The following is a 24,285-nucleotide window of genomic DNA, read 5'->3' as shown; positions in this document are numbered from 1 at the left end:
GCGACACAAACAACAATAACATACTTAAGCCTAACACTAAATGAGTAATCTGGAAAATTATTTTAAGAAATTTCGTAAAAATACGATTGGTCACGATGCCAGTTTCTATTCTCCATTCGGAAAGCAGAAAATCGTATATGGTGATTGGATTGCAAGCGGTCGTTTATATGCACCTATTGAAAAGAAAATAGCGGAGGAGTTTGGTCCTTATGTTGCAAATACGCATACCGAAACCAATGAAACGGGTACTCTGATGACTCAGTCCTATCACCGGGCGCAAGTCTTAATTAAAGAGCACGTTAACGCAGGACCAGATGATGTGATTATTCATGCAGGATTCGGAATGACTGCTGTAATTAACAAGTTGCAGCGTATTCTTGGCCTGAAAGGTTGTGGAATTATTGGGAGACAGATTTGTCAAAAAGAAAGGGAAAAACCAGTTGTGTTCATTACGCACATGGAGCATCACTCCAATCAAACTTCTTGGTACGAAACCAATGTGGATGTAGTGGTGATTCCTCCGGGAAAAGATCTGACCATTGATCTGAATGAATTGAGAATTCAGTTGGAGAAATACAAGGAACGCAAAATGAAGATTGGATCGTTTACTTCTTGTTCGAATGTAACAGGTATTGTAACTCCATACCATCAAATGGCAAAATTAATGCACGAATTTGGTGGAGTTTGCTTTATCGATTTTGCAGCATCAGCTCCTTATGTTGATATCGACATGCATCCGGCAGATGAATTGGAAAAATTGGATGGTATTTTCTTTTCACCCCATAAATTTTTGGGGGGACCCGGTTCTTCTGGTGTGATGATTTTCGATTCGAAACTATACAAGAACGAAGTACCTGATAATCCGGGTGGAGGAACAGTTGACTGGACAAATCCATGGGGGAAATACAAATATGTTGATAGTATTGAACTTCGCGAAGACGGTGGGACTCCAGGATTTTTGCAATCAATTCGAATTGCATTGGCAATTGAAGTGAAAAATCAAATGGGAACTGAAAATATCGCTAAAAGAGAGGCCGAACTTCTTGATTTGGCATTTGAACGTTTAAAAGCAGTGAAAGATGTTCATGTGTTGGCTGATAATATTCAAACCCGTTTGGGTATTTTATCATTCTATGTAGAATACATTCATTATAATTTATTGGTGAAATTATTGAATGACCGATTCGGGATTCAGGTGAGAGGGGGTTGTGCTTGCGCAGGAACTTACGGACATTATCTGTTAGAGGTTAGTGAGATGCAATCGCAAGCCATTACCGATGAAATTACATCAGGCGATTTAACACACAAACCAGGATGGGTGCGTTGGTCTTTGCATCCTACAACAACAAACAAAGAGGTTTTGTTGTTTATTAATGGTTTAGAGCAGATTGTTGAAAATTTTGAAGACTGGAAAAAGGATTATTCCTATAATCGTAAAACAAATGAGTTTTTCTACAGTGGAGAAAAGAAGGCCAAGAAAAAGATTGTTGTTAATGATTTATTTAAATTCTAGCAGATAATTCTTCTTGTTACTAATATGATTTTGATCCTGAGAATTCGTTCTCGGGATTTTTTTATATTTTTGATTGAATAAATAATAAAATTAGCGTGTACGATATTATAGGAGATATTCATGGTGAGGCAAATACATTGAAACATATGTTGCTAAGTCTGGACTATGAGGAAGGCAAAGAAGGATATTTTCATCCTGAAAGAAAAGCTGTTTTTGTTGGTGATTACGTTGATCGTGGACCGGGAATTTTTGAAACACTAAGAATTGTCCGGGAAATGGTTACTGCAGGGAATGCCTATGCTATAGTGGGAAATCATGAACTAAATGTACTTGCATTTTATACCAAAGATAGTGATGGCCTGTTTTTAAGAGCACATAATTTGAAGAACAAAACTCAAATTAAAAAGACCTACGAAGAGTTCCGGTTAGACAAGGTGAAACGAAAATCCTATCTGAAATGGATGCGGTCTTTACCTATATTCCTCGAGCTGGAAGGATTTCGTGTCGTTCATGCTTGTTGGGATCAGAAAGCGATTGAACTTCTTAAAAAAGAAAATCCGGAAAATTGTTTGAGCAAGAAGTTTCTGACAAAAATATATTATGAAAAAGGTGAGGTTTTTAATGCGGCTATGTTGCTGCTAAAGGGGAGAGAGTTTGCTTTTCCTGATAATTTAGTGCTGAAAGATGGTTATGGTTTTAAGCGTTCGGCCTATCGAATTAAGTGGTGGGAGCCAATGAATGGGAAAAGTTTTGAAGATATTTCGTTTGGAAATAGATTTCACCTGCCTGAATACAGCATTCCATCTCAACTTTATTTTGATATTCCACTTTACCCTGAAAATGAGAAGCCGGTATTTTTCGGACACTATTGCTTGGGGGATAAGGCAGGTGTTGTTCGCAGCAATTTGTGCTGTGTGGATGGTTGCATTGCCAATGATGGTGTTTTTGTTGCCTATCGATGGGATAATAATCTTCCTCTTAACCAAAAGAATATAATTTCGGTAAAGAAGGTTAAGAAATCATCATTAAAATAGTCTTTATTTAGTAAACTTTATTCATCGTTGAGAAGCCCGGTGAGTATCTGTTTTGTTGAGATTTGTTCGTGTTTAATTGATTAATTCATTGTTTGATTACGAATACGTAACAACCAGTTACTTTGATTTCTTCCCAGAAGAGCATGTTGTACATAGCCTATAGTGAGAAGGTTAATGACTTATCGAGATTGTTAGGATTGGTCTTTTTTCCAATATATCAGGAATAAAATACCCGGGAAGTAAAGAGGGATAAAGAAAAGAAAAACGGCCCAACTTTTAGAATCAATAAATGAGTAAAGTGTAATTAAGACACTGCTGATTACGAGTAGTAAACCTCCCAAACCGACTTTCCAAAAGGTTAACAAAAAGCCAATTCCATAGGCAAGTGAAAGAAGATAAAAGAGTAATACCCATCCTTCGCTGTTGGTTGGTTCGTTACTTAGTAAGACAATAAATTTAGGTACCATAAATAGAATGAAAACAGTGGTAATCAGGAATCCGATAATTCGGGCCACAAGCAGATAAAATTGAGATGGACTGTCTTGAAATAACATACGTTTTTCCATAGGTTAATGTCTTTAGCAGGATGTGTATTTTAAATTTACGGATTTGTATAAGTAAAGTCAAATTTAATTGGTAATGAGTCGGTTGTCGCATTTGGAATATTCGTCAGGTTTTGTTTTTGTAACTATTTTGTGTGTTTTCGCAATTCAGTTTTTGTATTCTTGATGTCTTTTTGCAGTTTTGTGCTAATAAAAAAAGTGAACATGGAAGGAATAAAAGTAATAGCTTTTGATGCGGACGATACCCTTTGGGTGAATGAACCCTATTTTAGAGAATCTGAAATGGAGTTTTGTAATCTGTTGAAAAATGGGATGAGCATTGAAGAGGTTAGCGAAGAATTGTTTGCCACAGAAATAGGCAATATTCCTCTGTATGGGTATGGTACAAAGGCATTTATTTTATCGATGATTGAAACCAGCCTGAAAATCACAAAGGGAAATATTAGCTCGGAAAAAATTCAGTCAATTATTTCGTTGGGAAAGCAACAAATGAATAAATCCATTGAATTGCTCGATGGTGTAGTTGAGGTACTGGAAAGTCTTCAGGGAAAATACAAGTTAATTGTTGCTACGAAAGGTGATTTATTGGATCAGGAAAGGAAGTTGGAAAAATCAGGTTTGTTAAGATACTTTCATCACATCGAGGTAATGAGTGATAAGAAAGAAGATGATTACAAAAAGTTAATTCAACATTTAGATATTGATTTCAATGAGTTTTTAATGGTTGGTAATTCCTTAAAATCGGATATTATTCCAGTACTTAATTTGGGAGGAAAAGCGGTTCATGTTCCATTTCACACAACTTGGGAGCACGAAATGGTAAGTGAGGAAGAACTGCAAAAGGCTGGAGTAAGTGAGATTCAAAATATTCGGGAATTGATTTCGATTGTATAATCTATTTTCGGATTATCGATAAAATGTCAATTCGTTCTACCAGCATTTGTCCATTGTCTTTTTGCTCCTGTATTAGTTTGACTACATCCATTCCTTTTGTCACCTTACCAAAGGCTGCAAATCCCTGTCCGTCGGGATTACGCATTCCCTCAAAATCTAAATTTGGTTGCTCTCCTACACAAATAAAGAATTCCGTGGAGGCTGATCCAGGATTATTTCTAGCCAAAGAAATAACACCGTTGGTATGTAAAATGCCAGTCTCTTTTGTTGTTTCATGAGCAATTGTTGGTTTCTGATCTACTAGCTCCTCGAAGTACAAACCACCTTGAATCACCTCAATTTTAATATCGCTGTTTGGTTGGTTATCCATTCGAACTACACGATAGAAGCAAGCATCTTTAAAGACATTGTTATCTACATTCTGCATAAAATACCTTGCTGTAACAGGAGCTTTGTCTTCAAAAATTTCCAGTTCAATTGTGCCTAAAGTAGTTGTGATTTCAACTTTAGGATTTTGAGCGTTTGCACAATTCGAAAGTGTTAGAACAGATACAAGAAGAAGATAAATGTGTTTCATGATTCGCGTATTTCTCATATCCATTGTCTCAATTCATTTTTCCATTTAGATCAATCCTCTGGACTTAAATTCAAGATATTTGTTGAGTGTGTTAATAGTCAGATCTTTTGGGTCACTCAATATCGCATGAATTCCATATTTTTCCAATTCTTTTACGATTAATTTTTTATCGTAAATAAACTTTTCGCCAATGGTTTTAATGTAAATCTCTTCAATGGTTTTGGCTGATTGTTGAGTTATTTCCTGAATCTCTGTATTTGTAAAAAAGATAACCATTAACAAATGATCTTTTGCCAAGCCTTGCAAATAGGGTAGCTGACGCTTCATTGAATCAAGACTCTCAAAATTTGTGAACAGAATTAGTAAGCTTCTGTTTCGAAGTAATCGCCGGGCTGAACTGTGCAGTAATTCATAATTTGACTCAGGATAATTGGTTTTCTGATTGTACAGAACCTCCATTATTTTTCTTATTTGTGTTCTTCTTCCATCAGCAGGAATATGCGCATTTATATCTTTCCCAAAACAGATTAAACCAGCTTTATCATTTTTAATTACGGCAGTGTTCGAAATTACCAAACTGGTATTAATGGCATAATCAAGAAGAGTTAACCCATTAAAGGGCATTTTCATCGATCGTCCCGTATCAATAAGGCAGTACACAGGTTGCGATTTTTCATCCTGGTACTGGTTCACCATTATTTGTGATTTGCGAGCGGTCGCTTTCCAGTTAATGGTTCTGTAATCATCACCTTTCACATATTCCCGAATTTGGTCAAATTCCATCTGGTGACCAATTCGTCTGATTCGTTTTACCCCATAATCATTTAGTCGATTCGAAAAAGCCAGCAATTCGTATTGTCGCATCTGCATAAAAGAAGGATAACATGGAAGCATTTGTTCGGCCTCTATTTTATATCTTCTTTGGATCAGTCGCAAAAAAGAGGAGACATATACATTCAAAAGTCCAAAATGATATTCGCCTCTTTCAGTGGGTCTTACGTCGTAATCGATTTGTTTTTTCTCTCCAGATTTTAGCTGAAAAGAATAAAGAAAATCTCTTTTTTGAAACTGAGCAGGCAATTCATCGATAATATCTATCCTTGTAGCCAAAGGGTTTTCGTTTTCTACAAATATTGAAATGGAATTGTCATCTCCATTGGATAGTTTCTCCGGGCACTTTCGTGATGCGATAATGCCTTTTTTACTTCGGTATAGAATAAAAATATCCAGTCCGAGGCATACGAAAAACAAAAGTAAGAGAAGTCGGGCGACAGGAAACAGCAGAGGGATAAAATGCCCGAGAATGGAAATTAAAGCCAAAAGAACCATTCCCCAGTACAAATTTTGTGTTAGATATATCGATTTAATGAATTTCATTAATTGTAGTTCATTTTTGTTGTGAACAATGAATTTATGGAACTGACTGGTTGCTACTATCGTGGAATTTCAATTCCTTCTATAATCTGTGCAATTATTTGCTTCGGAAGAACACCTTCCATTTCCTTTTCAGGAGTTAATATCAATCTGTGATGCAATGCCGGAATAATAACCTCTTTAATATCATCCGGAGTAACGAAATCTCTGCCTCTAATAGCGGAAAGTGCTTTTGCGGCCATCATAACTGCAACCGATGCTCTGGGAGAAGCACCTAAAATAATTCCAGGGTGATTTCTTGTACTTTGAACAATTTGAACAATGTATTTTTGAAGATTTTCTTCGATATGTATTTCCTGTACCTGATGACGCAACTGGTTGATTTGTTCCGAATTCAGGACTTCTGAAATTACCGCAATTTCGTTTTTACCTTTTCGTTCATTTTTGGTTGCCAGAATTTCAAGTTCTTCCAGTTCATCAGGGTAAGTGAATTCTATTTTCATCAGAAAACGATCCAGTTGGGCCTCTGGTAAACGATACGTACCTTCTTGTTCAATAGGGTTTTGTGTTGCAATCACCCAGAACGGTTGCTCCATTTTATGAGTTGTTCCATCAATAGTGATTTGAGCCTCTTCCATTACCTCAAAAAGAGCCGATTGGGTTTTTGCCGGAGCACGGTTAATTTCATCTATCAAAATGATATTGGAGAAAATAGGACCTTTGTTAAACTCAAATTTAGATGTACTTAGGTTGAAAATTGTGGTTCCTAAAACATCCGAAGGCATTAAATCCGGAGTAAATTGAATTCTCGAAAAATCGGAAGAAATTGATTTTGCCAATAGTTTTGCAGAAAGGGTTTTAGCAATTCCTGGAACACCTTCAATTAAAACGTGTCCTTGGGCAAATAAACCAACAAGCAATAGGTCGATATTTTTCTCTTGTCCAATAATTACTTTTTTAATCTCGTATTTAATTTGTGCAACCAAATGATTGAGTTCTTCCAAATCGATACGGTTTTTAAATTGAGGTTTATTTTCCATTCTGCGTTTATATTATTTGCCGGATTTATAAATGTAATCAACTTTAGAATTTAAGTCTTCCAATTCTTCTTTCGAGATGTTATTGGAATTTGATATTTTGTTTATTAGTTTAAATAGAATTTCAAGAGTTTTTAAGGAAATTCCCGATCGTTTACTTACTTCATTTAAAGTATCGATGCTTAGATCGATGTGGTAACGACTCTTACAGAATTCTTTTAGGTATTTTATTTTTTTGAGGGCAATGTCTTTGTGGTTTTTACGATTGTAATACAATCTACCCATTGTTCTAATGAACTGCAGAGTTGTATTGGGAATCGGTTTTAGTATTGGAATCATTTTTTGTTTGCGTTTTCCTTGAAAAATAAGAACAAGAATAAGACAAGTCAAAAGAAGATAGTACGCCATTTTTAAGGGTGGACTTGAGAGCAAAAATACAATTGGACTAGTCGATCGTAAAGCTCTAAGAGGTTTGTAATATTCATCCCAAACTATAGGATTGGCAGGTAAGTAGCTGAATACGCCTGCAATATAATCTGCATTTTTGTTTTGAACCACATTGTAATTTGTGAAGGCTAAAGGCTGACTGCTTATGAAAAAATTTCCTTTGCCATAGGGGATCTTTACCAATTGAATTCTTTTTTGGTTGTCGCGTCCCAAAACGATCAGACTGTCCTTGTGAAATTTATTAATTGATGTATTATCAAATGCTTTTGAATATTTTGAGTTGTTTTTATCTTTTAAATTTGGGTTTTCAAAATTCTGAGACCTTGCATTTTTTACGGCCAGATCTGTAAATTCAAGATCGCTGTTAAATTGCACATGTATGGTGTCCGAGAAAACTTTACCCAAATTAGATGTTGCAATTACTATCTGATTTCCATTTTTAACCAAATTCAGTAGTCGTTTAATTTCCCATTTCTGTGGAGAAAAATCATCTGTCACAAAAATATAATTCTTGTTTGGCGCGAGACTGTCAAGAATCGGATAGTTGAAAATAGCCTCTCTACTAATTTCAAATTCCTGTTCAGGGAAGAATTCTTCTTCTATTAATTCACGCAAGAGAAAACAACCAAACGGGCGTTTGTCATCCTCATTAAAACTTCTTGTCCAGTCGATTGGCTGAGGGGCAAAAAGTTCCATTAGAATCAGGATAATCAAGATTCCAATTACGGGAAACGCATTTTTAGGGATATTTATTTTCATGAGGCGAATTCTTTGGTTTGTGATACTAGAATGTTCAAACGTGCAAATTCATCATCAATTTGATGATAATCATGTTTAGCAATGGGGAAATCTCCATACCAAACGGCCTCGTACAATTCGCTTAATTCAATGAAATCTGTTTTTATTTTATCATGTTTTATTTCTTTGATGTAATCGTAATTGGTTTTTTCCGATTTCCAGGCAATAATTTTATGCTGGCTTAAGCCTTTTAAAAGGGATAGATAATGATAGCGTACTGCTAAGCGGTATTCTTTTTGAAGATGTGCTTCTTTAATTTTTTGTTCCCAATTTACCTTTGTTGGATTTGCTGTATCGCTAAATTCCATGGCTGTAACTTCCTGATTGGGATGAAATAAACCTGTAAATTTACTGCGATAAATTAGGGTGATTAGCAATAGAACCAGAGCGGCAAGAATAATGTATCTTAAATACCAGATAACTCCAAGCCCTTTAATCATGATAGTAAACCAATTTTTAATCCATTGAACAAAACGTCCCCAAACAGTTTCCTGTTTTACTTCAGTTAAATTGTAATTAAAATCGCTTTGTTTGCGGTAATTTTCAATTCGTTCTTCAGGAACAGATTTTTCCCATAGTTGAACTTGCCCAGTATCCATCACAAGGCTATCTGAATTGAAAGTTTCCTGTGCTAAAATAGGGCTGGTTCCAATAAAGAAGTGGAGCCAGCCGATAAATAGTATTGCTAGTATTTTTTTACTCATTCGCCCCAACGTTTTCCAACTCTTTTAATAATGCAGGATTTTGTTTTTGTTCTACAAGACTAAAGTAAAGAATTCCAATTCCTACAAATGGAATTATCTGCATTAAGCATGCTCCCATTGATTGGAAAATAGAAAATAGAATACTTAAACTTTGACTCGTTGATGTAACTCCATTTTGCACCATCTGAAAACCTGCAATTGCTTGATAAATAACGGCAGGTAATTGGAAAACAAATTGCAATGCTGTAGCTATCACGCCTAGTATTAGTAGAAAACCAAATGTTAGCCACCAGTTATTTTTAATTAGTGAAAAACAAGAACTCATAGCTTCGCCAAGCGAATCGCCTTGGAATATAATAATTGGGATAACCAGACTAAAACAAATCATTAAATAAATACCTGGAATAATTAAGAAAACAAAGCCAAGGCCTGATAGAAGTCCAATAACAAATATTGATAGGAAAATTTTTGGAGCAACCCCAAGCATCAATTTCCAAACTTGTTTTAGTTCAACTTCATTATTTTCCGATGTTTTGTATAGTTTGATATATTGGAATACAAATGCCATTGCAAATGTATAGGTAATCATGGTAAACAGATAGGTGATTAACATTGAACTCATTGCTCCTTCCATTGCTGCAAATGGATTTGATGATTGCTCAGTAATAGATGATAATGATTGATATTGATACACTCCGAGTGCTATTCCTTGTAATAATGCAAAAGGAATAACAAAATAGATCATTCCCATTAGTAAATTTTTGAAATTGTACTTAATAAAAAGGAATGTGTCGTTAAAGAGTTCTCCGAAATCACGGTTCTTTTCGAGTTGTAATTTACTGTCTGTCATTTCTTTAAAAAATTAGATTGGGTTTTTAGGAATTACTTATTTTTTGATAAACGAGTTTGGGGTTAATAATAAAATACCAAATAACGAATAGGAGGGAACAAATAATAATGACCCAGCTAAGCCACATAGGCATTTCGGTAAGGCGGGTTACATAGCCTTCTAAAAAGCCGGCAACTATAAACATTGGAATTATTCCTATAATAATTTTGATGCCTTTACGAACTCCTATTTGCATGGATGTTTTTCGAGGCAGAGTACCTGGGAAGATCATACTGTTTCCCAAAACAATTCCTGCTGCTCCCGATATTATAATTGCTGATATTTCAAGTGTTCCATGAATCCAGATGACTCGGGTGCTTTCCCAAAACAATCCATTTTCAACAAAGAAATAGGTGAAACCTCCCAGCATAACCCCATTGTTAAATAGAACGTAACCCGTACCAAAAGCGGTAAGTATTCCAAAAACAAAAGCCATAAATGATACTTTAATGTTGTTAATGGTAATTCCAAGAAACATTGCTGTCTGTCCTTCCTGTTTATAAACGGCCATTGGGTCTCCTTTTTTAATGTTATCGATGGTCATATTCACGTAGTTATCACCAAGAATAGCACGCACAAAAGACTGTTCGTTACTTGCAGATACAGCACCTAAAATTGTTGAGACAAGAAATATCAGTAAAGAATAGAGTAATTGTTTTCGTGTCTGGAAAAGGATTAAAGGCAATTCGGTAGTCCAAAATTGTTTGAATTTTCCCTTTTCAGCTTTCTGATTTTTATAGATTTCCTGATGAACACTTACACTTAGTTGATTTAGGTAATCAGTTGTTGAAGAGTTAGGATAAAAGGTTTGAGCGTAGGATAGATCATCCGTTAATTGAATGTATAAATCAGCGATGGCATCCGGATCACTATGTGATTCATTAGTGAGAATGTTTTCAAATTCTTTCCATTTTTTGCTGTTACGATCCAGAAAAACTACTTCTTTCATTTAGGGGGTTTCTATAAAACAAAGCTAAAGTTATTGTAATTAAACAAAAATACAAATAAAGGATTAAGGTTAAATTGTAAAATTGTTTACTAACTAGCAATAAGTCAGTCGAATGATTTTAAATGTTGAAAATATTTATTTAAAAATTTCTTTTGCTTTCTTATGATAGGTATATTCGTTTGCACAAAAAATATAGATTGCAATGGCAGATGTAGGAATAGAAACAACTCAAAATGTTCGAATTAATTTTCAATTGGCTAGTGTAGGCGAAAGAATTTCAGCAAGTTTACTCGATTTCTTGTTCTTATTTGTCATGTCTATAATTATAATGCTATTCGCGGGTATACTAGGGGAAAGTAAGGTTTGGGGGTTGTTGTTCATGATTCCTTTGTTATTTTACACCTTGCTGTTTGAAGTTTTTATGAATGGGCAAACACCGGGTAAAAAGATCATGAAAATTAAAGTGAGTATGGTGGATGGATCTGCGCCAACTTTTTCGAATTATTTGATTCGATGGATGTTTAGGTTGATTGATATTTCATTGACTTATGGCATTTGTGGAATTCTTTGCATTGTAATCGGCGAAAAAGGACAACGATTAGGCGACATTCTTGCAAAAACAACAGTAATTAAAACAAAACGGAAAGTATCAATTCAAAATACTATTTTAGTCGATATCCCGGAAAATTATGAGCTTGTTTTTCCTGAATCAAAAAATATTAATGAACGAGATCTTCCTCTGTTCAAAAAGGTGATTGCCCAGATCGAGAGTTTGGAGGATCCGGTTGAAAAATTGCAATTTGGATTACGTGCACGAAAGAATGTAATGGAAAAGCTCGAAATTAAGACTGAGATGCAGCCCTTACAGTTTTTTAAAACATTACTAATTGACTACAATTTGATTCATCGCGACAAATAAGTGGTTAAAAATATAGCAAGAGGCAGAAAATTATTTTTCTACCTCTTTTTTTTGCGTCTTTTTCTCAAACACTACGTCTACCCAAATAAGACTAGAAAATTGAAGTGAAATCAAAAAAAACAAGAAGCATATGAATAATGAATGTTGTGGATCTCAGTTGTATCATACGGGAGTGTGTTGCAACGATCAATCGGTGAATGCGATATTGGTAAGTCAGGTAGTAAATGCACAGGAGGAAAAGCCTCTTAAGGATTGTGCATGTCAGGGACTTGGCCCTTGTCAGTGTGCGCCGGAGGATAAAAAAGAAGAATCTATTTCTGATCAATTTAAAGACATTAAATACGCAGGAAGCGGATGTGCTTGCGGAGGAAATTGCGGATGTAATTAAAGCAGATCAGACTAAAGTTTAATTACGAAATGTGATAATGTTAATTAATTTTCAGGCTGTTATTGGCTTTCAGATTTTGGCGGATTTTAAGTGGTTCGCCCTATAAACCCTGAAAGCTGGTAGTAGCTATCCTTATATTATTTAGAATCGATACAGATTACTGTTTCTTTTTTGTATTTTTGCGTCTACCAAAATAAATTTCTCAAGAATGGTAGAACATATCTGGCAAACATATCACAAGCAGTTGCTTTCTTTTATTCAACAGAGAGTATCGGATTCTTCGATGGCCGATGATATTTTACAGGAAGTATTCATTAAAATTCACACAAGAATTGATAGTTTGCAGGACAATAAGAAGATAAAAGCCTGGTTGTTCCAAATTACCCGCAATACCATTATCGATTACTATCGAAAAGCAAATCCACTTGATGGAAGTCTGGATGAATTAAACGATTTGGAAGATGAAGATGAACCTATTGCTTTGCAGGATATTCAGTCTTGCATTGTTCCTATGATTAAATCTTTACCTGAAGATTATCGGGATGCACTTTTAATGACAGAGCTTAACGGTTTAAGTCAGAAGAAGCTGGCCGATAAATTACACATCTCTTATTCTGCAGCCAAATCGCGGGTTCAGCGTGGTCGTTCCTTGCTAAAAGAAGCACTTAGTACTTGTTGCAGTTTCGAGCACGATTCAAAAGGAAGATTGATCGATTATGAGAAGAAATCACCCAGTTGTGATAACTGTAAGGACAGCAATGCAAATTGTTAAGAGTGAGAAAGGCCATCCTAATGGACAGCCTTTAGCTTGTAAACTTTGTTTGAATATTTTAGTATTTGTTATAGAACCGTCGCAGTTCTGAAGTAAGATCAGTGAAAATTGGTTTTGTAAATTCTACAAATAAATTCTGGTGAGCAGGAGGTAGGATTGGCTCACTATTGCAAATTTCCAATTCTTCCTTTGTTAAAGCTCTTTCGTCACCATTGTAATTTCCCCATTGGTGAAACCAGTTAAATTGACCACCAAACTGTTTGTTATTCAATTCTTTTTTATTGTCGAATTCAATAATGTGTAGAGAAAGAATTCCTTTCGAAATCACTTCGCGCTTGTGAATATGTAATTTTGCTTTCACGATATTGTAAACTTTAATTGTTTCGCCATTTTTTAGTTTGGTCGAGCCAACTTCAACACTATCGGCACTTACTACTTGCTTTTCGATATCTGTATCGTGAGTTTGGCCCACCACAAAATCTTCAAAACGCATCCCGATAATTTGATCAGGATATTCTAATTTCTCCAATTCAGCTTGTTGAGGAGTGTAGAATCGTACAAATCTTCGTTTGATATTGTGAAAGATATATTGCGTTACCTGATCTTGAAAAAATTCAGCACTCAGCTGATATTTAGTCGAGTTAACAGGAACATGATCGATAATTACTTTCAAAGTCGCCATATCCTCAGCTTCAGCCAATTTGTCGTTAACATCTTTATAGTTAGGAACAAAACTATTGGCTTTTTCGAAGTGTGAGAAGGCAGTTACTGCATTTTGTCGAGTGCCTTTCGCCAGCTCTAGCATTCCGGCAGCATAACATTCCGGAGCTGCATTTTGCTTGGCCATATCCTCTTCAGTCTGATATTGTTTTGGATAAGGAATAACTTGCAAAGCACCAGGACATCTTCTTATTTCGTCAGTCATACGATTCAAGGTTTGGTAATGCCCAACTGTTTTCGAATACTTAAATGGATCACCCGAAGATAAAAGGGTACTAATCTCTTGCTGATACCAGTTCACTGCCAATGGATAACTTTTCTTTAAAGTTACTTGTGCCTTTGCCTTATCGGGATTTGATCGTAACCGATCTACCGATTTAATAACTGCAGAATAGTAATCTCCATTTTGCAAGGCTTTTTTTCCAGTACTGCAAGCCGCTGAAATAAATAGTAGAGCAATAATTGTGTAGCGTATCATTTTATTCATAGATGTAGGATATAGGTTACGGTGCAAATTTAATTTTAAAATTGAGAATACGCTAGCCAACTGTTAAGGTTCTGTTTTTTTCTGATTTATTCTCCTCATACAACTAGCGACTAGCATGATTATTATTTCCTAATCAAATAGCATACCATTATTTCAGCAGTTCTCAATTGATGATTTGTGGAGATGAATTCATAAGTACTTTTCTTGGTCGAATTAATTTCTACTGATTCTAAGCATAATATTTAAAATAGAGTAGGAGTGCTTAGTGTGTAATAATTAAATTTATGAATGATTTTTGTTGAAGATCTGATTTTGTATTTCTTAAACGCGATTTTCTCTCTAATTTGATGTGAAGCTTAAAAAATCTCTTGCAAAAAGGTAAAGTCTTTTATCGAGATGTATTTTTAGGCTACATAAACGATAAATTTTTAAAATATAGAGAAAAGAGTATTCGGTTAACAGACCACATAGTGCCAACCATGTGACTTGTACAACTGTAAACTATCTCCCTGTACACATACATACACACATGCACGCATACATAATTCCGATATAACAAGAAATCTTTAATAAGGCTCATTTCATCAAAGAATACAATATATTTATCAAATATTAAAATGCTAACGTATAGGTTAATGTTAAAGCACAAAGGGCTAAAGGGCATACATACATTGCCTTACGTTGCCTTTTGCCATGATAGATTCAAAATAAACGATCAATTGTTTGTTTATACAAGTAATTAAAACTGCTGATTTACTCATGAATTTTTCTTTATCTTTATTAAGATCAGTATTATAAAAACAATTAACCAAAGAGATATGAAAAGATTAAGCAAACTGTTATTGATAATAGCCATCTTGGGCTTAGGATTTAATTCTTGTGAAAAAGAAAAATCAGAATTGGCAGGTGAAATTCCTGGTATGGGAAATGCCGTTGGGGAGCTTGAGGTCGAAAAATACGATTTTCATGAGGACCTCGTGTTTAGTCCAATAATTGGTGTTGGCGATAATTTAAAGTCTGCTTCATTTGATGAAGTGGTTATAGAAGGAGTTGCGCAAGGCTCTGGCGATGAGGTTGTTGTGACCTTAACAATAACAAATACTAATTCTGCTGAATGGAGATCAGTCTATTTGAGAGCAGGAACCGTTTTTGAAGTTAATCTTCCAGGTTATCAGAATGGCATATCATTAGCGCCTGTGGTTATTTGTTTATCCCCTGGAGAGGAAAGAATTGTAACTTTGTATTTATATTGTTTAAATGCTGGGAAAAGTGATTCAGATGATAGTGCTTCATATAAATTATTGGGTGTAACTCAATCTGAGGTTATGATGGAACTGGTTAATACTCTTCAAGGTAAGATGGTGAATTATGAAGATTATATGATTTATTATGGAGATGGTGCAGGTAGTTTTTACAATGATGTAAAAGATATGTTGCAGAAAATTGTTTGGCATATAACCAATGGAGCCGGAATGACAGACGAGGATTACAAATATATTAATAGCCTTCCTGAGCTTCCACAAGGTGTGCTTCCTGAGGGTATTTATGATCTGGGTTTTGTTTTGCCTGCAAGTTGGTGTGCTGATTGTCGTTTAGAAACGGCATGGGGTGGTGCTTTTAAGGGAGAAGGACGTGCTTGGTGGTTTTACTATGACGCTTCTGTTGGTGGCCAGCAAGCAATATATGCAGGACAATATGTAGTAGACGGTGCTTATGTTGAATATGTTAACGGTGAAATTAGAATTGAGCTTGGTGATAGTATGTCGTTAATAGATGATGATGAAGCTGTGAAAATTAAAGGATACGATACTCTTCCAACAACGAGACCTGCAGCTGGACATTTCACATACAAAGGAACAGATTTAACTGTGCCGGTTGATGAATATGCATATTATGCCGTTCATCTTGATGTGGCTGTTTGTAACTAAAAGAATTAAGTGTTATATAAAAATCTCAAAGCCAATGGTTTTGAGATTTTTTTTTGATACTTTTATTAAGCAGTACACTCAGTTTATCTTCCATATTATACCAATTGAATATAGTTAGTGTTATTCGTTATTGTGAAAACTGTAGGTCACTAGATGATCTTTTATTCTGATCGCGCATCCAATATGCTTCAGAATCATTCCGTAAGGAATTAAAAGTTGTAATGTGATACAAAGTATGAGCAGAAAACGTAATTGCTGGGATAAGTCGCTGAAAACTTCTTTAAGATATTAAATCTGAAATGGCAAATCACAATAAATCAAAGCTACTTTCAAGCCCGAATAGATATTTTTGAATTTATAGAAATATGATACGACAGGCAACGGCAACATTCATACCTTGGTTATTTAACGCCTGAAGAATATGGAAAATCAGTAATAAAACAAATCGCTTAATTATTTGTTCGGGGAAAAGTTGCAAATCTACAATCATGATTATTCTATTGCTTCGAATAAAATGACTTGGATAATAAAAAACATACCATATTTTGTGTAAATATTTGCAGAATATCAGGGTTTGTAACCTGCTTAAACTACCTAGCGGTTGGACAGGAAAGTGCCCAGCAATCTGCGATCATGAGAGTGAACTACATCCCGGCCAGTAGGTTGGTGGTTTTGCTTTTATCCACAGTTTTAACTCTTTGGCAGTGGCAATGGGAAACAACTTGCAACAACGAAAGATGGAGATCAGTATTTAGGTGGATTTTTTTTAAAGAGGTGGGTTACTTATAATAAATGAATAGAGAAGCGACACGTATCGTGTCGCTAAACTAGTTAATAATTTTTATAGCAAATTGATTATTTGTATTGACACAAATAGGAGGTTTGTCCAATCGATTTTACTTTAAAAGAAGCATTCGCTTCAATTTCAAAAGTTTCGCTTGGTTTGTAAGATTTCCATTCAGTTTTGTTAGGAAGTAATACAATTAATTCACCTTCAAGAACAGTCATTGTTTCGTGCATTGAAGTTCCAAATTCATAGTTGCCTTCTTCCATAACTCCAACAGTTGATTTACCCGATGCAGTTGTGTAGCCTAAAGATTTTACGGTATCATTAAAATATGCGTTAGCCGAAATCATAATTTTATTTTTTAAAATTTAAGCAAATATAGTTAAATGAATTAAAGTTGCAATTTTTTTATAGGCTTGTAAGAAAGGAGTAAGGGGATAAACTTGAAACAAGAGCTAAGGCTAAGAAAGAATAAAAAACAGCAAGCAAAACTCATTAGCTATATTGATAAGACGACTTTTTGAAATGCGCAAGCTTCCATATTTGAATTGTTATTCAATAACTCTGGTATATATTGAAATATATGCTTTGTGTCAGTTTGGATTATTAAAAAAAGTTAAAAATTTGCTTTTAACTAAGCAGTTGTTTAGTTTTGTATTGTAGTAAGAAAAAAAATGGCTAGACGAAAAGAATATATTGAAGAGGAAGTGATAGAAAAGGCGATGAACCTTTTCTGGCTGAATGGTTATGAATCTACTTCAACTCGTATGTTGGAAAAAGAAATGGGTATCAACCAATTCTCCATATACTCTAGTTTTGGAAGTAAAGAAGGTGTTTTTTTGGAAAGTTTAAAGTGCTATAAAAAGAAATTAGGACTACTTACAGATAAGCTAAAGGTATCGGCAAATGGGAAAGAAGGAATTAAGCAATACTTTATTGATTTTATTGAATTTTCGAAAGAAAATGAAACTAAAAAAGGATGTTTAGTTACGAATGCGGTTAATGAATTAGGAGGAAGTGCGGACAGTTTAATAATGGAGGAGAGTTTTAAATTTACAAATGAGGTTAGAAACTTATTTGTGGATAATTTGAAATTTGATACAGGCAAAAGTGAGGAAACGATAGAAAAACAGGCTAACTATTTAATAATTTCAATGTTAGGATTGTCGATGGCATCTAAGTTTTTTAGTAGAGATCAGTTAGATGATTATATTGAAAATGTTTTTGAAAATCTCTAGCATTTTTTTTATCAATAAACTAAGCGGTTGCTTAGTAAAATTTTGAAATCAGATAATTATAATAATAAAAGGAAAAATCATGAGTAAATTAAAAGTTCACAGTATAGATTCAGCACCGGAAAACAGTAAAGTATTATTAGAAAAATCAGTAAAAGCTTTTGGTATGTTACCTGGTTTGCACGGAGTTTTGGCTGAATCGCCACAATTGCTTGAAGCTTACCAAGTGTTGCATGAATTATTTTCTAATTCTTCATTCAATAATGATGAGTTAACAGTGGTGTGGCAAACAATTAATGTAGAACATGAATGTCATTACTGTGTGCCAGCACATACAGGTATTGCGAACATGATGAAAGTAGATCCTGCGATAACAGAAGCCTTAAGAAATCAAACTGCAATGCCAACTGAGAAACTGCAAGCATTACATGAAATGACACTTTCTGTTGTTCGTAAGCGTGGAAATGTTTCTGGTGAGGAATTAGAGGCTTTTTACGCCGCAGGATACGAGAAACGTCATCTATTGGATATTATTCTAGGTCTTTCGCAAAAAATAATCAGCAACTACACAAATCATATTGCCGAAACACCAATTGATAAGCCATTTGAAAAATTTACTTGGTCGAAGAATTAGTAAATTGTTGAATCAGGACGAACTTTATTGTTTGTGTTGTAATAAGCGATTAAGGAGAATGGATAATTTTAGTAATACAATTTTAATATGACAGATAAAATAAAATTAGACATCATATCGGATGTTGTTTGCCCGTGGTGTATTGTAGGGTATAAACGACTGGAACAAGCTATTTCTGAAATGGGAATACAAGATAAGGTGGAAATTGAATGGCAGCCGTTCGAGTTGAATTCGAATATGCCTAAAGAGGGGGAAGATATTTTGGATCATGTAAAACGAAAATATGGAAGTTCTCCAGAACAATGGAGAGATTCACAGTCAAACATGCTAAAACTAGGAGAAGGTGTTGGATTCGAATTTAATTTCTTTGAAGGAAAAAGAATTGTAAACACCAGAGATGCACATGTTTTACTTGCTTATGCAAAAGAAATGGGCAAGCAGACCGAACTGAAAATGCGTTTGTTTGCGGCCTATTTTACGGAAGGAAAAAATGTCTCTGATCGTGAAATTCTAAAAGAGGAAGTTAAACGTGTTGGTTTAAACCTTGATGAGGCAATGGCAAGATTGGAGAATAATGAGGCTCGAGAACGTGTTCTAAGTCAGGAATCGTTATGGAAAAATGCTGGAATATCATCGGTGCCAACAATAGTTTTTAATCGATCCAGTTCGCTTGTTGGTTCTCAATCTGTAGATGTATACAAGCAGGTTTTAGCGGACTTGTTAAAATAAAGAGATGAAAACCTCATTCTGGCAAAATAAATAAAAATTTGGACTGCATTTGCGAGAGGGGCATGTTTATACCAGGAGATCAAGCCTTTTTTTAATAAATTTGGACAAATTAAAATCCCAGTCTTTACCAAAAAAATACAACAGGGATGAAAATGATTTCTAAAAATCAAATAAAATGGATAAACTAAACATACTTTGGACAACTGACAATAAGGATACCGTAATAAACATGATCTCAATGTATTCTACCAATGCTAAGAAACAGGGATGGTGGAAAGAGGTCAATGTGATTATTTGGGGACCTTCGGCTAAACTTGTTGGTGAAGATGTTGAAATACAAAATGAAGTTCGTAAAATGCTGGCGGCTGGAGTTCAGATTGAAGCATGTCGGGCCTGCTCAGATAATTACGGTGTAAGCGAAATATTGGAAAATTTAAATCTTGACGTTAAATACATGGGAGAACCATTAACGGCATATCTTAAAAATGATGAAAAAATGCTGACTTTATAAGCTGTTAATTATTTACAAAACCGATTTACTATAGCGCATATGAAATTCAAATTTACTACAGAGAATTACAAATTTACCCAAAATACAAAGTGCGAATTTTTCCCTTGTCATAAAGTTGAAAATGAGGCCGAGTTTAATTGTTTGTTTTGTTTTTGCCCCTTGTACATGTTAAAAGATCAATGTGGAGGTAATTTCAAATATACCAATGGACATAAAGATTGTAGTGATTGCACATTGCCTCATACCAAAAATGCCTATAAGCATGTAATGAGCAAGATGAGTATGGTTACTAAAATTGGAAGTGAAAGGGAGTAAGAAACTAGTAAAACTTTAAAGGATGAAATATACATTGGCATTTGATGTTTACGGGACATTAATAAACACATCTGGCATTTTTGATTCATTGGAAGAATTGATCGGAAAACAAGCAAAATCCTTCATGGATACTTGGAGAAATAAGCAACTGGAATATTCTTTCAGACGGGGACTGATGAATAAATATGTTGACTTTTCGGTTTGTACTAAAGATGCATTAACATACTGTTGTAAAGTCTTTAAAATTGATTTAAGTGAAGCGCAACAAAGTGATTTAATGTATGGATATACAGTATTGCCAGCTTTCCCAGATGTAAAAGCTGGATTGGAAAAGCTAAAGGAATCAGGACACAAATTATTTGCCTTCTCAAATGGAAGTTCAAGTGCTATTTCGGAACTTTTGGTAAATGCAGAAATTATCGATCTTTTTGATGGCATTGTGAGTGTGGAAGATGTACAGGTTTTTAAACCAAGCCCTTTAGTTTATGAGCATTTCAATCAGCAAACAAACTCTACTAAATCCGATTCCTGGTTAATCTCAAGTAATCCTTTTGATGTAATAGGAGCGGTTTCTTACGGCATGCGCTCCGCATGGGTACAACGATCTCCAGATACAGTTTTTGATCCATGGGGAATTGAGCCGACAACAGTAATAAGTGCATTAACAGATCTATTTAAAACAAGCTAGATCATTATAAATACGATATCATGTATACGAAAACCATATTAACAGTAATCACGGGTTTACTGATCACTGTAAGTTGTCAAACGAAAGACAGTAAAGAAGGAAAATCAAAAGAAATGAATACGAAACAACAAGTTAATAGTAGGGAAGAAAGTAGTACTGAAAACACACCATTAGCTTCATTATTGAATGTAAGACGTGAGGAATTTACAAAAGCTGCTCCAGAAGAAGTGAAAAAGGCTTATGCTGAAGGTATTGATGCCGTAAAAAATTCTGGGATACTTGAAAAAGCATTAAATATTGGAGACAAGGTTCCTGATTTTACCTTAAATAACCAAATGAGTAAGCCGGTTACATTATATAATGAGCTAAAAAAAGGCCCGGTTATTCTTGTTTGGTACAGAGGTGGATGGTGTCCATATTGCAATATTACCTTGCATAATTTGCAAGAACGACTTCCTGATTTTCAAAAGGCAGGAGCTTCTTTAATCGCTCTAACACCAGAGATACCTGACCAGTCTTTAAACACAACGGAGAAACACTCACTTGAATTTACTGTATTGAGCGATGTTGCTAATAAAGTAGCAAAGGAATATGGTGTCGTATTTAAACTTACTCCTGAAGTAGCAGCTTTGTACCAGAAAGCTTTCGATATGCACAGTTACAATGGAGATGAAAGCGATGAATTGCCTTTAGCTGCAACCTACGTTATCGATCAAAAAGGAATCATACAATATGCCTTTTTAGATGCAGATTATAGAAATCGTGCTGAGCCTAACGATGTGATAGCTGCTTTAGCGAAACTTAATGCAGGAAACTAAGGAGTAAATTATTCTATAGAAAGTATTTGGGCTTAAAGAATTCTATCGTCCATTGATTTAGAGTTCAATTCCGTAAAAACACCAATTAATTTACATACAATTAAGATGATCTTTTATGATGGGGAACCCCAGCATAAAAGATCATAATTGCTTATAGTGATTGGATTTACCAACAATAATTATTTGTAAGTGAATTATTTTTTTTTATATTTATGCTGGTGAATACTAACATTAAATATATTTAAAAGCATTAGTGATGGCAAATACCAACATGGATTGGGTTTCGATGAGTGATAAGGCAATCATTTCTACCATTGGTGGGTATGTGAAGCAGCAACGTTTACTGCAAAATAAAACACAAGCAAAAATTGCTGAAACTGCCGGTGTTAATCGCTGGACAGTGAGTCAAATTGAAAAAGGGGAAGCTGTTTCATTGATTTCCCTACTACAAATTCTGAGAGCGCTTGACTTATTGCATGTACTTGATAATTTTAAGATTGAAAGTCAGTTAAGTCCATTGGAACTGGCCAAGTTGGATAAGCAAAAAAGGCAAAGAGCAAGAGGCAAGGATGATAATGAGCAAAATGAAAGCGAATGGTAGAAATAAAAACAGCATATGTCAAAATTTGGGGTCAGACGGTTGGGGCTGTAGCTTGGGATGAGAATCAAGGCCTTGCCAGTTTCGAATACGAGCCTAAATTTAAATCGCTGGGGATAGATTTAGCACCAGTCAAAATGCCCATTCAATCCAGTCAGCGCATATTTTCATTTCCTGAACTCAGACCTTCAAAAAACAGCGAATACGATACATTTAAAGGCTTGCCAGGTTTATTAGCAGATGTATTACCCGATAAATATGGAAATCAGCTTATAAATGTTTGGTTAGCACAAAATGGTCGTCCCGAAAATAGTATGAATCCCATAGAACAACTCTGTTTTATCGGAACAAGAGGTATGGGTGCTTTAGAATTTGAACCTACTCAACTCAACTCAAATAAAAATTCTTTTCAGGTTGAGATCAATGGACTCGTTGATATTGCACAAAAAATGCTTGGTAAACGAGAAGATTTTGAAGCCAATTTGAGCAAAGATGAACAACGGGCAATGATGGAAATCCTAAAAATAGGAACATCAGCTGGTGGAGCAAGACCCAAAGCAATTATTGCCTATAATAAAAAAACAGGACAGGTTCGTTCCGGTCAAGCGAATGCTCCGAAAGGGTTTGAGCATTGGTTAATAAAGCTGGATGGTGTAAGTGATGCTCAATTTGGAAAAACCATTGGTTATGGAAGAATCGAAATGGCCTATTACAACATGGCAAAAGACTGTGGTATTGAGATGATGGAATCTGATCTATTGGAGGAAAATGGCAGAGCACATTTTATGACCAAGCGATTTGACCGTGAAAATGGATCTGAAAAATACCACATTCAAACATTTTGTGCGATGCAGCATTATGATTTTAACGAGGTAAGAAGTTTTAGTTACGAGCAATTGTTTCAGACCATGAGAATACTTCGTTTGCCATACCCACAAGCAGAGCAAATGTATCGAAGAATGATATTTAATGTAATTGCACGTAATTGTGATGACCATACAAAGAATTTTGCTTTTAGATTAAAAGAAGGAGAGAGTTGGGAGTTGGCACCAGCATACGATATTTGCCATGCCTACCGGCCGGATAGTATTTGGGTAAGTCAGCATTCTTTAAGTATTAATGGCAAAAGGAAAGATCTGCAAAGAAGTGATCTGTTAGCCTTTGCTAAAGCAATGAATATCAAAAAATCAGAAAAAATCATCTCTGAAATAAATGCTAAAGTGCAAAACTGGGATCGTTATGCAGATAAAGTTAGCGTAGATTCTAAATTGCGAGACGCCATTAAAGGGACACTATTGAATTTTGGAAAAGAAAAATCTAGCTAATGACATCAAACTTTGATTTTTCAGGGGTAAAGGAGCTGGTTTACGACAAATGTGCTTTTGAAATTAAGAACTTTGTTTTGGAAAAAGAGAGTAGGGAATATGATGCCTGCACATTCGAAATCAACAAATCTTTTGTTATTGCAAGAAGGTCCAAAATTACTCCTACAAAAACAGGACAATTTGTTACGGTTTGGAAAAGAATAGGGAATGGACCCATACAGGCTTTTGATAGTTCCGATAGAATTGATTTTTTCATCATAAATACGTGCTCGGACAACTGTTTTGGACAATTTGTTTTTCCTATATCAGAATTAGTAAAGCAAGGCATTATTTCTACTGAAGGGAAGGGAGGGAAAAGAGCATTTCGGGTTTATCCACCTTGGGATAAGACAAATAGTAAGCAAGCAGAAAAAACACAAAAATGGCAGTTGAAGTACTTTTTATCCCTTGATATTGACCAGCCTATTGATTTAGATCGGGCAAAGTTTTTGTATTCTAAAACAGATTAATCAGAACTGGGAGAAATAAGTCGGTCTGCTTTTTTGAACAGAAAATTCATTTAGAGAATTCATCTGAAAATATTCACCTTATAGATTTCGAAAGGCAATATAACTAAATGATTGGCAATATAGTTTTGACAAAAATCATCTCT

General features: G+C 35.0%; 27 protein-coding genes. 17 read left to right on the top strand and 10 right to left on the bottom strand.

The window, feature by feature from the left end; translation table 11 throughout:
• Nucleotides 1-40: 40 nt before the first annotated feature.
• A complete protein-coding gene (locus tag ALGA_RS01670) occupies nucleotides 41-1,513 on the top strand; it encodes an aminotransferase class V-fold PLP-dependent enzyme (RefSeq protein ID WP_096427648.1) in 1,473 nt (490 codons plus the stop codon).
• A gap of 95 nt (nucleotides 1,514-1,608) precedes the next feature.
• A complete protein-coding gene (locus ALGA_RS01665; protein ID WP_096427647.1) occupies nucleotides 1,609-2,547 on the top strand; it encodes a metallophosphoesterase in 939 nt (312 codons plus the stop codon).
• A gap of 191 nt (nucleotides 2,548-2,738) precedes the next feature.
• On the opposite strand, the gene ALGA_RS01660 is transcribed toward ALGA_RS01665, so the two are convergent.
• The gene (locus ALGA_RS01660) at nucleotides 2,739-3,113 is read right to left on the bottom strand and encodes a DUF7670 domain-containing protein (RefSeq protein ID WP_096427646.1); all 375 of its coding nucleotides are present in this window, start codon (nucleotides 3,111-3,113) and stop codon (nucleotides 2,739-2,741) included.
• A gap of 201 nt (nucleotides 3,114-3,314) precedes the next feature.
• Between ALGA_RS01660 and ALGA_RS01655 the strand changes: the two genes are divergently transcribed.
• Nucleotides 3,315-4,004 carry an HAD family hydrolase gene (locus ALGA_RS01655; RefSeq protein WP_096427645.1) on the top strand — a complete coding sequence of 230 codons (690 nt, stop codon included), beginning with the start codon at nucleotides 3,315-3,317 and terminating at the stop codon, nucleotides 4,002-4,004.
• Nucleotide 4,005: 1 nt separating this feature from the next.
• Here the strand turns inward: ALGA_RS01655 and ALGA_RS01650 are convergent, their stop codons facing one another.
• The 7 genes from ALGA_RS01650 to ALGA_RS01620 are packed head-to-tail and all read right to left on the bottom strand — an operon-like array spanning nucleotide 4,006 to nucleotide 10,779.
• Complete coding sequence (locus ALGA_RS01650; RefSeq protein WP_197705671.1) at nucleotides 4,006-4,599, bottom strand: peptidylprolyl isomerase; 594 nt, start codon at nucleotides 4,597-4,599, stop codon at nucleotides 4,006-4,008.
• Nucleotides 4,600-4,626: 27 nt separating this feature from the next.
• On the bottom strand, nucleotides 4,627-5,958 hold the full coding sequence (locus ALGA_RS01645) for a DUF58 domain-containing protein (protein ID WP_096427644.1): 1,332 nt from the start codon (nucleotides 5,956-5,958) through the stop codon (nucleotides 4,627-4,629).
• A 56-nt stretch (nucleotides 5,959-6,014) separates the two neighbouring features.
• Nucleotides 6,015-6,995, bottom strand: coding sequence for an AAA family ATPase (locus ALGA_RS01640; protein WP_096427643.1), 981 nt, complete (start codon nucleotides 6,993-6,995; stop codon nucleotides 6,015-6,017).
• A 12-nt stretch (nucleotides 6,996-7,007) separates the two neighbouring features.
• Nucleotides 7,008-8,198, bottom strand: a complete 1,191-nt coding sequence (locus tag ALGA_RS01635; RefSeq protein WP_096427642.1) for a DUF4350 domain-containing protein — start codon at nucleotides 8,196-8,198, stop codon at nucleotides 7,008-7,010.
• Nucleotides 8,195-8,941, bottom strand: coding sequence for a DUF4129 domain-containing protein (locus ALGA_RS01630; RefSeq protein ID WP_096427641.1), 747 nt, complete (start codon nucleotides 8,939-8,941; stop codon nucleotides 8,195-8,197). The genes ALGA_RS01635 and ALGA_RS01630 overlap by 4 nt, the downstream gene beginning before the upstream one ends.
• A complete protein-coding gene (locus ALGA_RS01625; protein ID WP_096427640.1) occupies nucleotides 8,934-9,791 on the bottom strand; it encodes a hypothetical protein in 858 nt (285 codons plus the stop codon). The genes ALGA_RS01630 and ALGA_RS01625 overlap by 8 nt, the downstream gene beginning before the upstream one ends.
• Nucleotides 9,792-9,816: 25 nt before the next feature.
• Nucleotides 9,817-10,779, bottom strand: coding sequence for a stage II sporulation protein M (locus ALGA_RS01620; protein WP_096427639.1), 963 nt, complete (start codon nucleotides 10,777-10,779; stop codon nucleotides 9,817-9,819).
• 202 nt (nucleotides 10,780-10,981) lie between these two features.
• Here ALGA_RS01620 and ALGA_RS01615 point away from each other — a divergent pair, with 202 nt between their 5' ends.
• The 3 genes from ALGA_RS01615 to sigZ all read left to right on the top strand — a co-directional run bounded on the left by ALGA_RS01615 (nucleotide 10,982) and on the right by sigZ (nucleotide 12,858).
• Nucleotides 10,982-11,698 (top strand): RDD family protein, encoded by a 717-nt coding sequence (locus ALGA_RS01615; protein WP_096427638.1) that lies wholly within the window; start codon nucleotides 10,982-10,984, stop codon nucleotides 11,696-11,698.
• 130 nt (nucleotides 11,699-11,828) lie between these two features.
• Nucleotides 11,829-12,086 carry a hypothetical protein gene (locus ALGA_RS01610; RefSeq protein ID WP_096427637.1) on the top strand — a complete coding sequence of 86 codons (258 nt, stop codon included), beginning with the start codon at nucleotides 11,829-11,831 and terminating at the stop codon, nucleotides 12,084-12,086.
• Nucleotides 12,087-12,294: 208 nt separating this feature from the next.
• Nucleotides 12,295-12,858, top strand: a complete 564-nt coding sequence (sigZ, locus tag ALGA_RS01605) for an RNA polymerase sigma factor SigZ (RefSeq protein ID WP_096427636.1) — start codon at nucleotides 12,295-12,297, stop codon at nucleotides 12,856-12,858.
• 58 nt (nucleotides 12,859-12,916) lie between these two features.
• On the opposite strand, the gene ALGA_RS01600 is transcribed toward sigZ, so the two are convergent.
• Nucleotides 12,917-14,065: a hypothetical protein gene (locus ALGA_RS01600; protein WP_096427635.1), complete on the bottom strand. Its 1,149-nt coding sequence runs from the start codon at nucleotides 14,063-14,065 to the stop codon at nucleotides 12,917-12,919.
• Nucleotides 14,066-14,883: 818 nt separating this feature from the next.
• Between ALGA_RS01600 and ALGA_RS01595 the strand changes: the two genes are divergently transcribed.
• A complete protein-coding gene (locus ALGA_RS01595; RefSeq protein WP_096427634.1) occupies nucleotides 14,884-15,993 on the top strand; it encodes a hypothetical protein in 1,110 nt (369 codons plus the stop codon).
• Between the two features lie 855 nt (nucleotides 15,994-16,848).
• Here the strand turns inward: ALGA_RS01595 and ppnP are convergent.
• Nucleotides 16,849-17,130 (bottom strand): pyrimidine/purine nucleoside phosphorylase, encoded by a 282-nt coding sequence (gene ppnP, locus ALGA_RS01590; RefSeq protein WP_096427633.1) that lies wholly within the window; start codon nucleotides 17,128-17,130, stop codon nucleotides 16,849-16,851.
• A 324-nt stretch (nucleotides 17,131-17,454) separates the two neighbouring features.
• On the opposite strand from ppnP, the gene ALGA_RS01585 reads away from it, so the two are divergent.
• The 10 genes from ALGA_RS01585 (at nucleotide 17,455) to ALGA_RS01540 (ending at nucleotide 24,142) form a co-directional block, all read left to right on the top strand.
• Nucleotides 17,455-18,018 (top strand): TetR/AcrR family transcriptional regulator, encoded by a 564-nt coding sequence (locus tag ALGA_RS01585; RefSeq protein ID WP_096427632.1) that lies wholly within the window; start codon nucleotides 17,455-17,457, stop codon nucleotides 18,016-18,018.
• Between the two features lie 79 nt (nucleotides 18,019-18,097).
• The gene (locus ALGA_RS01580) at nucleotides 18,098-18,649 is read left to right on the top strand and encodes a carboxymuconolactone decarboxylase family protein (RefSeq protein ID WP_096427631.1); all 552 of its coding nucleotides are present in this window, start codon (nucleotides 18,098-18,100) and stop codon (nucleotides 18,647-18,649) included.
• Nucleotides 18,650-18,736: 87 nt separating this feature from the next.
• The gene (locus ALGA_RS01575; RefSeq protein ID WP_096427630.1) at nucleotides 18,737-19,378 is read left to right on the top strand and encodes a DsbA family oxidoreductase; all 642 of its coding nucleotides are present in this window, start codon (nucleotides 18,737-18,739) and stop codon (nucleotides 19,376-19,378) included.
• Between the two features lie 175 nt (nucleotides 19,379-19,553).
• Complete coding sequence (locus ALGA_RS01570; RefSeq protein WP_096427629.1) at nucleotides 19,554-19,889, top strand: DsrE family protein; 336 nt, start codon at nucleotides 19,554-19,556, stop codon at nucleotides 19,887-19,889.
• A gap of 39 nt (nucleotides 19,890-19,928) precedes the next feature.
• Entirely contained in the window at nucleotides 19,929-20,204 is a 276-nt protein-coding gene (locus tag ALGA_RS01565) for a cysteine-rich small domain-containing protein (protein ID WP_096427628.1), read from the top strand.
• A gap of 22 nt (nucleotides 20,205-20,226) precedes the next feature.
• A complete protein-coding gene (locus ALGA_RS01560) occupies nucleotides 20,227-20,892 on the top strand; it encodes a haloacid dehalogenase type II (RefSeq protein WP_096427627.1) in 666 nt (221 codons plus the stop codon).
• Nucleotides 20,893-20,912: 20 nt separating this feature from the next.
• Nucleotides 20,913-21,710 carry a peroxiredoxin-like family protein gene (locus tag ALGA_RS01555; protein WP_096427626.1) on the top strand — a complete coding sequence of 266 codons (798 nt, stop codon included), beginning with the start codon at nucleotides 20,913-20,915 and terminating at the stop codon, nucleotides 21,708-21,710.
• A 256-nt stretch (nucleotides 21,711-21,966) separates the two neighbouring features.
• On the top strand, nucleotides 21,967-22,311 hold the full coding sequence (locus tag ALGA_RS01550) for a helix-turn-helix domain-containing protein (protein ID WP_096427625.1): 345 nt from the start codon (nucleotides 21,967-21,969) through the stop codon (nucleotides 22,309-22,311).
• On the top strand, nucleotides 22,305-23,633 hold the full coding sequence (locus ALGA_RS01545; RefSeq protein WP_096427624.1) for a type II toxin-antitoxin system HipA family toxin: 1,329 nt from the start codon (nucleotides 22,305-22,307) through the stop codon (nucleotides 23,631-23,633). Before ALGA_RS01550 ends, ALGA_RS01545 begins: the two co-directional genes overlap by 7 nt.
• Nucleotides 23,633-24,142, top strand: a complete 510-nt coding sequence (locus tag ALGA_RS01540) for a MepB family protein (protein ID WP_096427623.1) — start codon at nucleotides 23,633-23,635, stop codon at nucleotides 24,140-24,142. The genes ALGA_RS01545 and ALGA_RS01540 overlap by 1 nt, the downstream gene beginning before the upstream one ends.
• The last annotated feature ends 143 nt before the right edge of the window (nucleotides 24,143-24,285 follow it).

It is taken from the genome of Labilibaculum antarcticum (genome assembly GCF_002356295.1).
In the GTDB taxonomy this organism is placed as follows: domain Bacteria; phylum Bacteroidota; class Bacteroidia; order Bacteroidales; family Marinifilaceae; genus Labilibaculum; species Labilibaculum antarcticum.
The sequence above is the reverse complement of the archived record's forward strand: the minus strand, read 5'-3'. Positions and strand labels throughout refer to the sequence as shown.

Bases quoted from the DNA above. Each gene is read 5' to 3' on its own strand.
- ALGA_RS01635 (WP_096427642.1), bottom strand. From the start codon at position 8,198: ATGAAAATAAATATCCCTAAAAATGCGTTTCCCGTAATTGGAATCTTG.
- ALGA_RS01595 (WP_096427634.1), top strand. From the start codon at position 14,884: ATGAAAAGATTAAGCAAACTGTTATTGATAATAGCCATCTTGGGCTTA.
- ALGA_RS01545 (WP_096427624.1), top strand. From the start codon at position 22,305: ATGGTAGAAATAAAAACAGCATATGTCAAAATTTGGGGTCAGACGGTT.
- ALGA_RS01610 (WP_096427637.1), top strand. From the start codon at position 11,829: ATGAATAATGAATGTTGTGGATCTCAGTTGTATCATACGGGAGTGTGT.
- sigZ (WP_096427636.1), top strand. From the start codon at position 12,295: ATGGTAGAACATATCTGGCAAACATATCACAAGCAGTTGCTTTCTTTT.
- ALGA_RS01640 (WP_096427643.1), bottom strand. From the start codon at position 6,995: ATGGAAAATAAACCTCAATTTAAAAACCGTATCGATTTGGAAGAACTC.
- ALGA_RS01615 (WP_096427638.1), top strand. From the start codon at position 10,982: ATGGCAGATGTAGGAATAGAAACAACTCAAAATGTTCGAATTAATTTT.
- ALGA_RS01565 (WP_096427628.1), top strand. From the start codon at position 19,929: ATGAAATTCAAATTTACTACAGAGAATTACAAATTTACCCAAAATACA.
- ALGA_RS01625 (WP_096427640.1), bottom strand. From the start codon at position 9,791: ATGACAGACAGTAAATTACAACTCGAAAAGAACCGTGATTTCGGAGAA.
- ALGA_RS01585 (WP_096427632.1), top strand. From the start codon at position 17,455: ATGGCTAGACGAAAAGAATATATTGAAGAGGAAGTGATAGAAAAGGCG.
- ALGA_RS01670 (WP_096427648.1), top strand. From the start codon at position 41: ATGAGTAATCTGGAAAATTATTTTAAGAAATTTCGTAAAAATACGATT.
- ALGA_RS01560 (WP_096427627.1), top strand. From the start codon at position 20,227: ATGAAATATACATTGGCATTTGATGTTTACGGGACATTAATAAACACA.
- ALGA_RS01575 (WP_096427630.1), top strand. From the start codon at position 18,737: ATGACAGATAAAATAAAATTAGACATCATATCGGATGTTGTTTGCCCG.
- ALGA_RS01655 (WP_096427645.1), top strand. From the start codon at position 3,315: ATGGAAGGAATAAAAGTAATAGCTTTTGATGCGGACGATACCCTTTGG.
- ALGA_RS01555 (WP_096427626.1), top strand. From the start codon at position 20,913: ATGTATACGAAAACCATATTAACAGTAATCACGGGTTTACTGATCACT.
- ALGA_RS01650 (WP_197705671.1), bottom strand. From the start codon at position 4,599: ATGAGAAATACGCGAATCATGAAACACATTTATCTTCTTCTTGTATCT.
- ALGA_RS01600 (WP_096427635.1), bottom strand. From the start codon at position 14,065: ATGAATAAAATGATACGCTACACAATTATTGCTCTACTATTTATTTCA.
- ppnP (WP_096427633.1), bottom strand. From the start codon at position 17,130: ATGATTTCGGCTAACGCATATTTTAATGATACCGTAAAATCTTTAGGC.
- ALGA_RS01540 (WP_096427623.1), top strand. From the start codon at position 23,633: ATGACATCAAACTTTGATTTTTCAGGGGTAAAGGAGCTGGTTTACGAC.
- ALGA_RS01660 (WP_096427646.1), bottom strand. From the start codon at position 3,113: ATGGAAAAACGTATGTTATTTCAAGACAGTCCATCTCAATTTTATCTG.
- ALGA_RS01645 (WP_096427644.1), bottom strand. From the start codon at position 5,958: ATGAAATTCATTAAATCGATATATCTAACACAAAATTTGTACTGGGGA.
- ALGA_RS01580 (WP_096427631.1), top strand. From the start codon at position 18,098: ATGAGTAAATTAAAAGTTCACAGTATAGATTCAGCACCGGAAAACAGT.
- ALGA_RS01620 (WP_096427639.1), bottom strand. From the start codon at position 10,779: ATGAAAGAAGTAGTTTTTCTGGATCGTAACAGCAAAAAATGGAAAGAA.
- ALGA_RS01550 (WP_096427625.1), top strand. From the start codon at position 21,967: ATGGCAAATACCAACATGGATTGGGTTTCGATGAGTGATAAGGCAATC.
- ALGA_RS01630 (WP_096427641.1), bottom strand. From the start codon at position 8,941: ATGAGTAAAAAAATACTAGCAATACTATTTATCGGCTGGCTCCACTTC.
- ALGA_RS01570 (WP_096427629.1), top strand. From the start codon at position 19,554: ATGGATAAACTAAACATACTTTGGACAACTGACAATAAGGATACCGTA.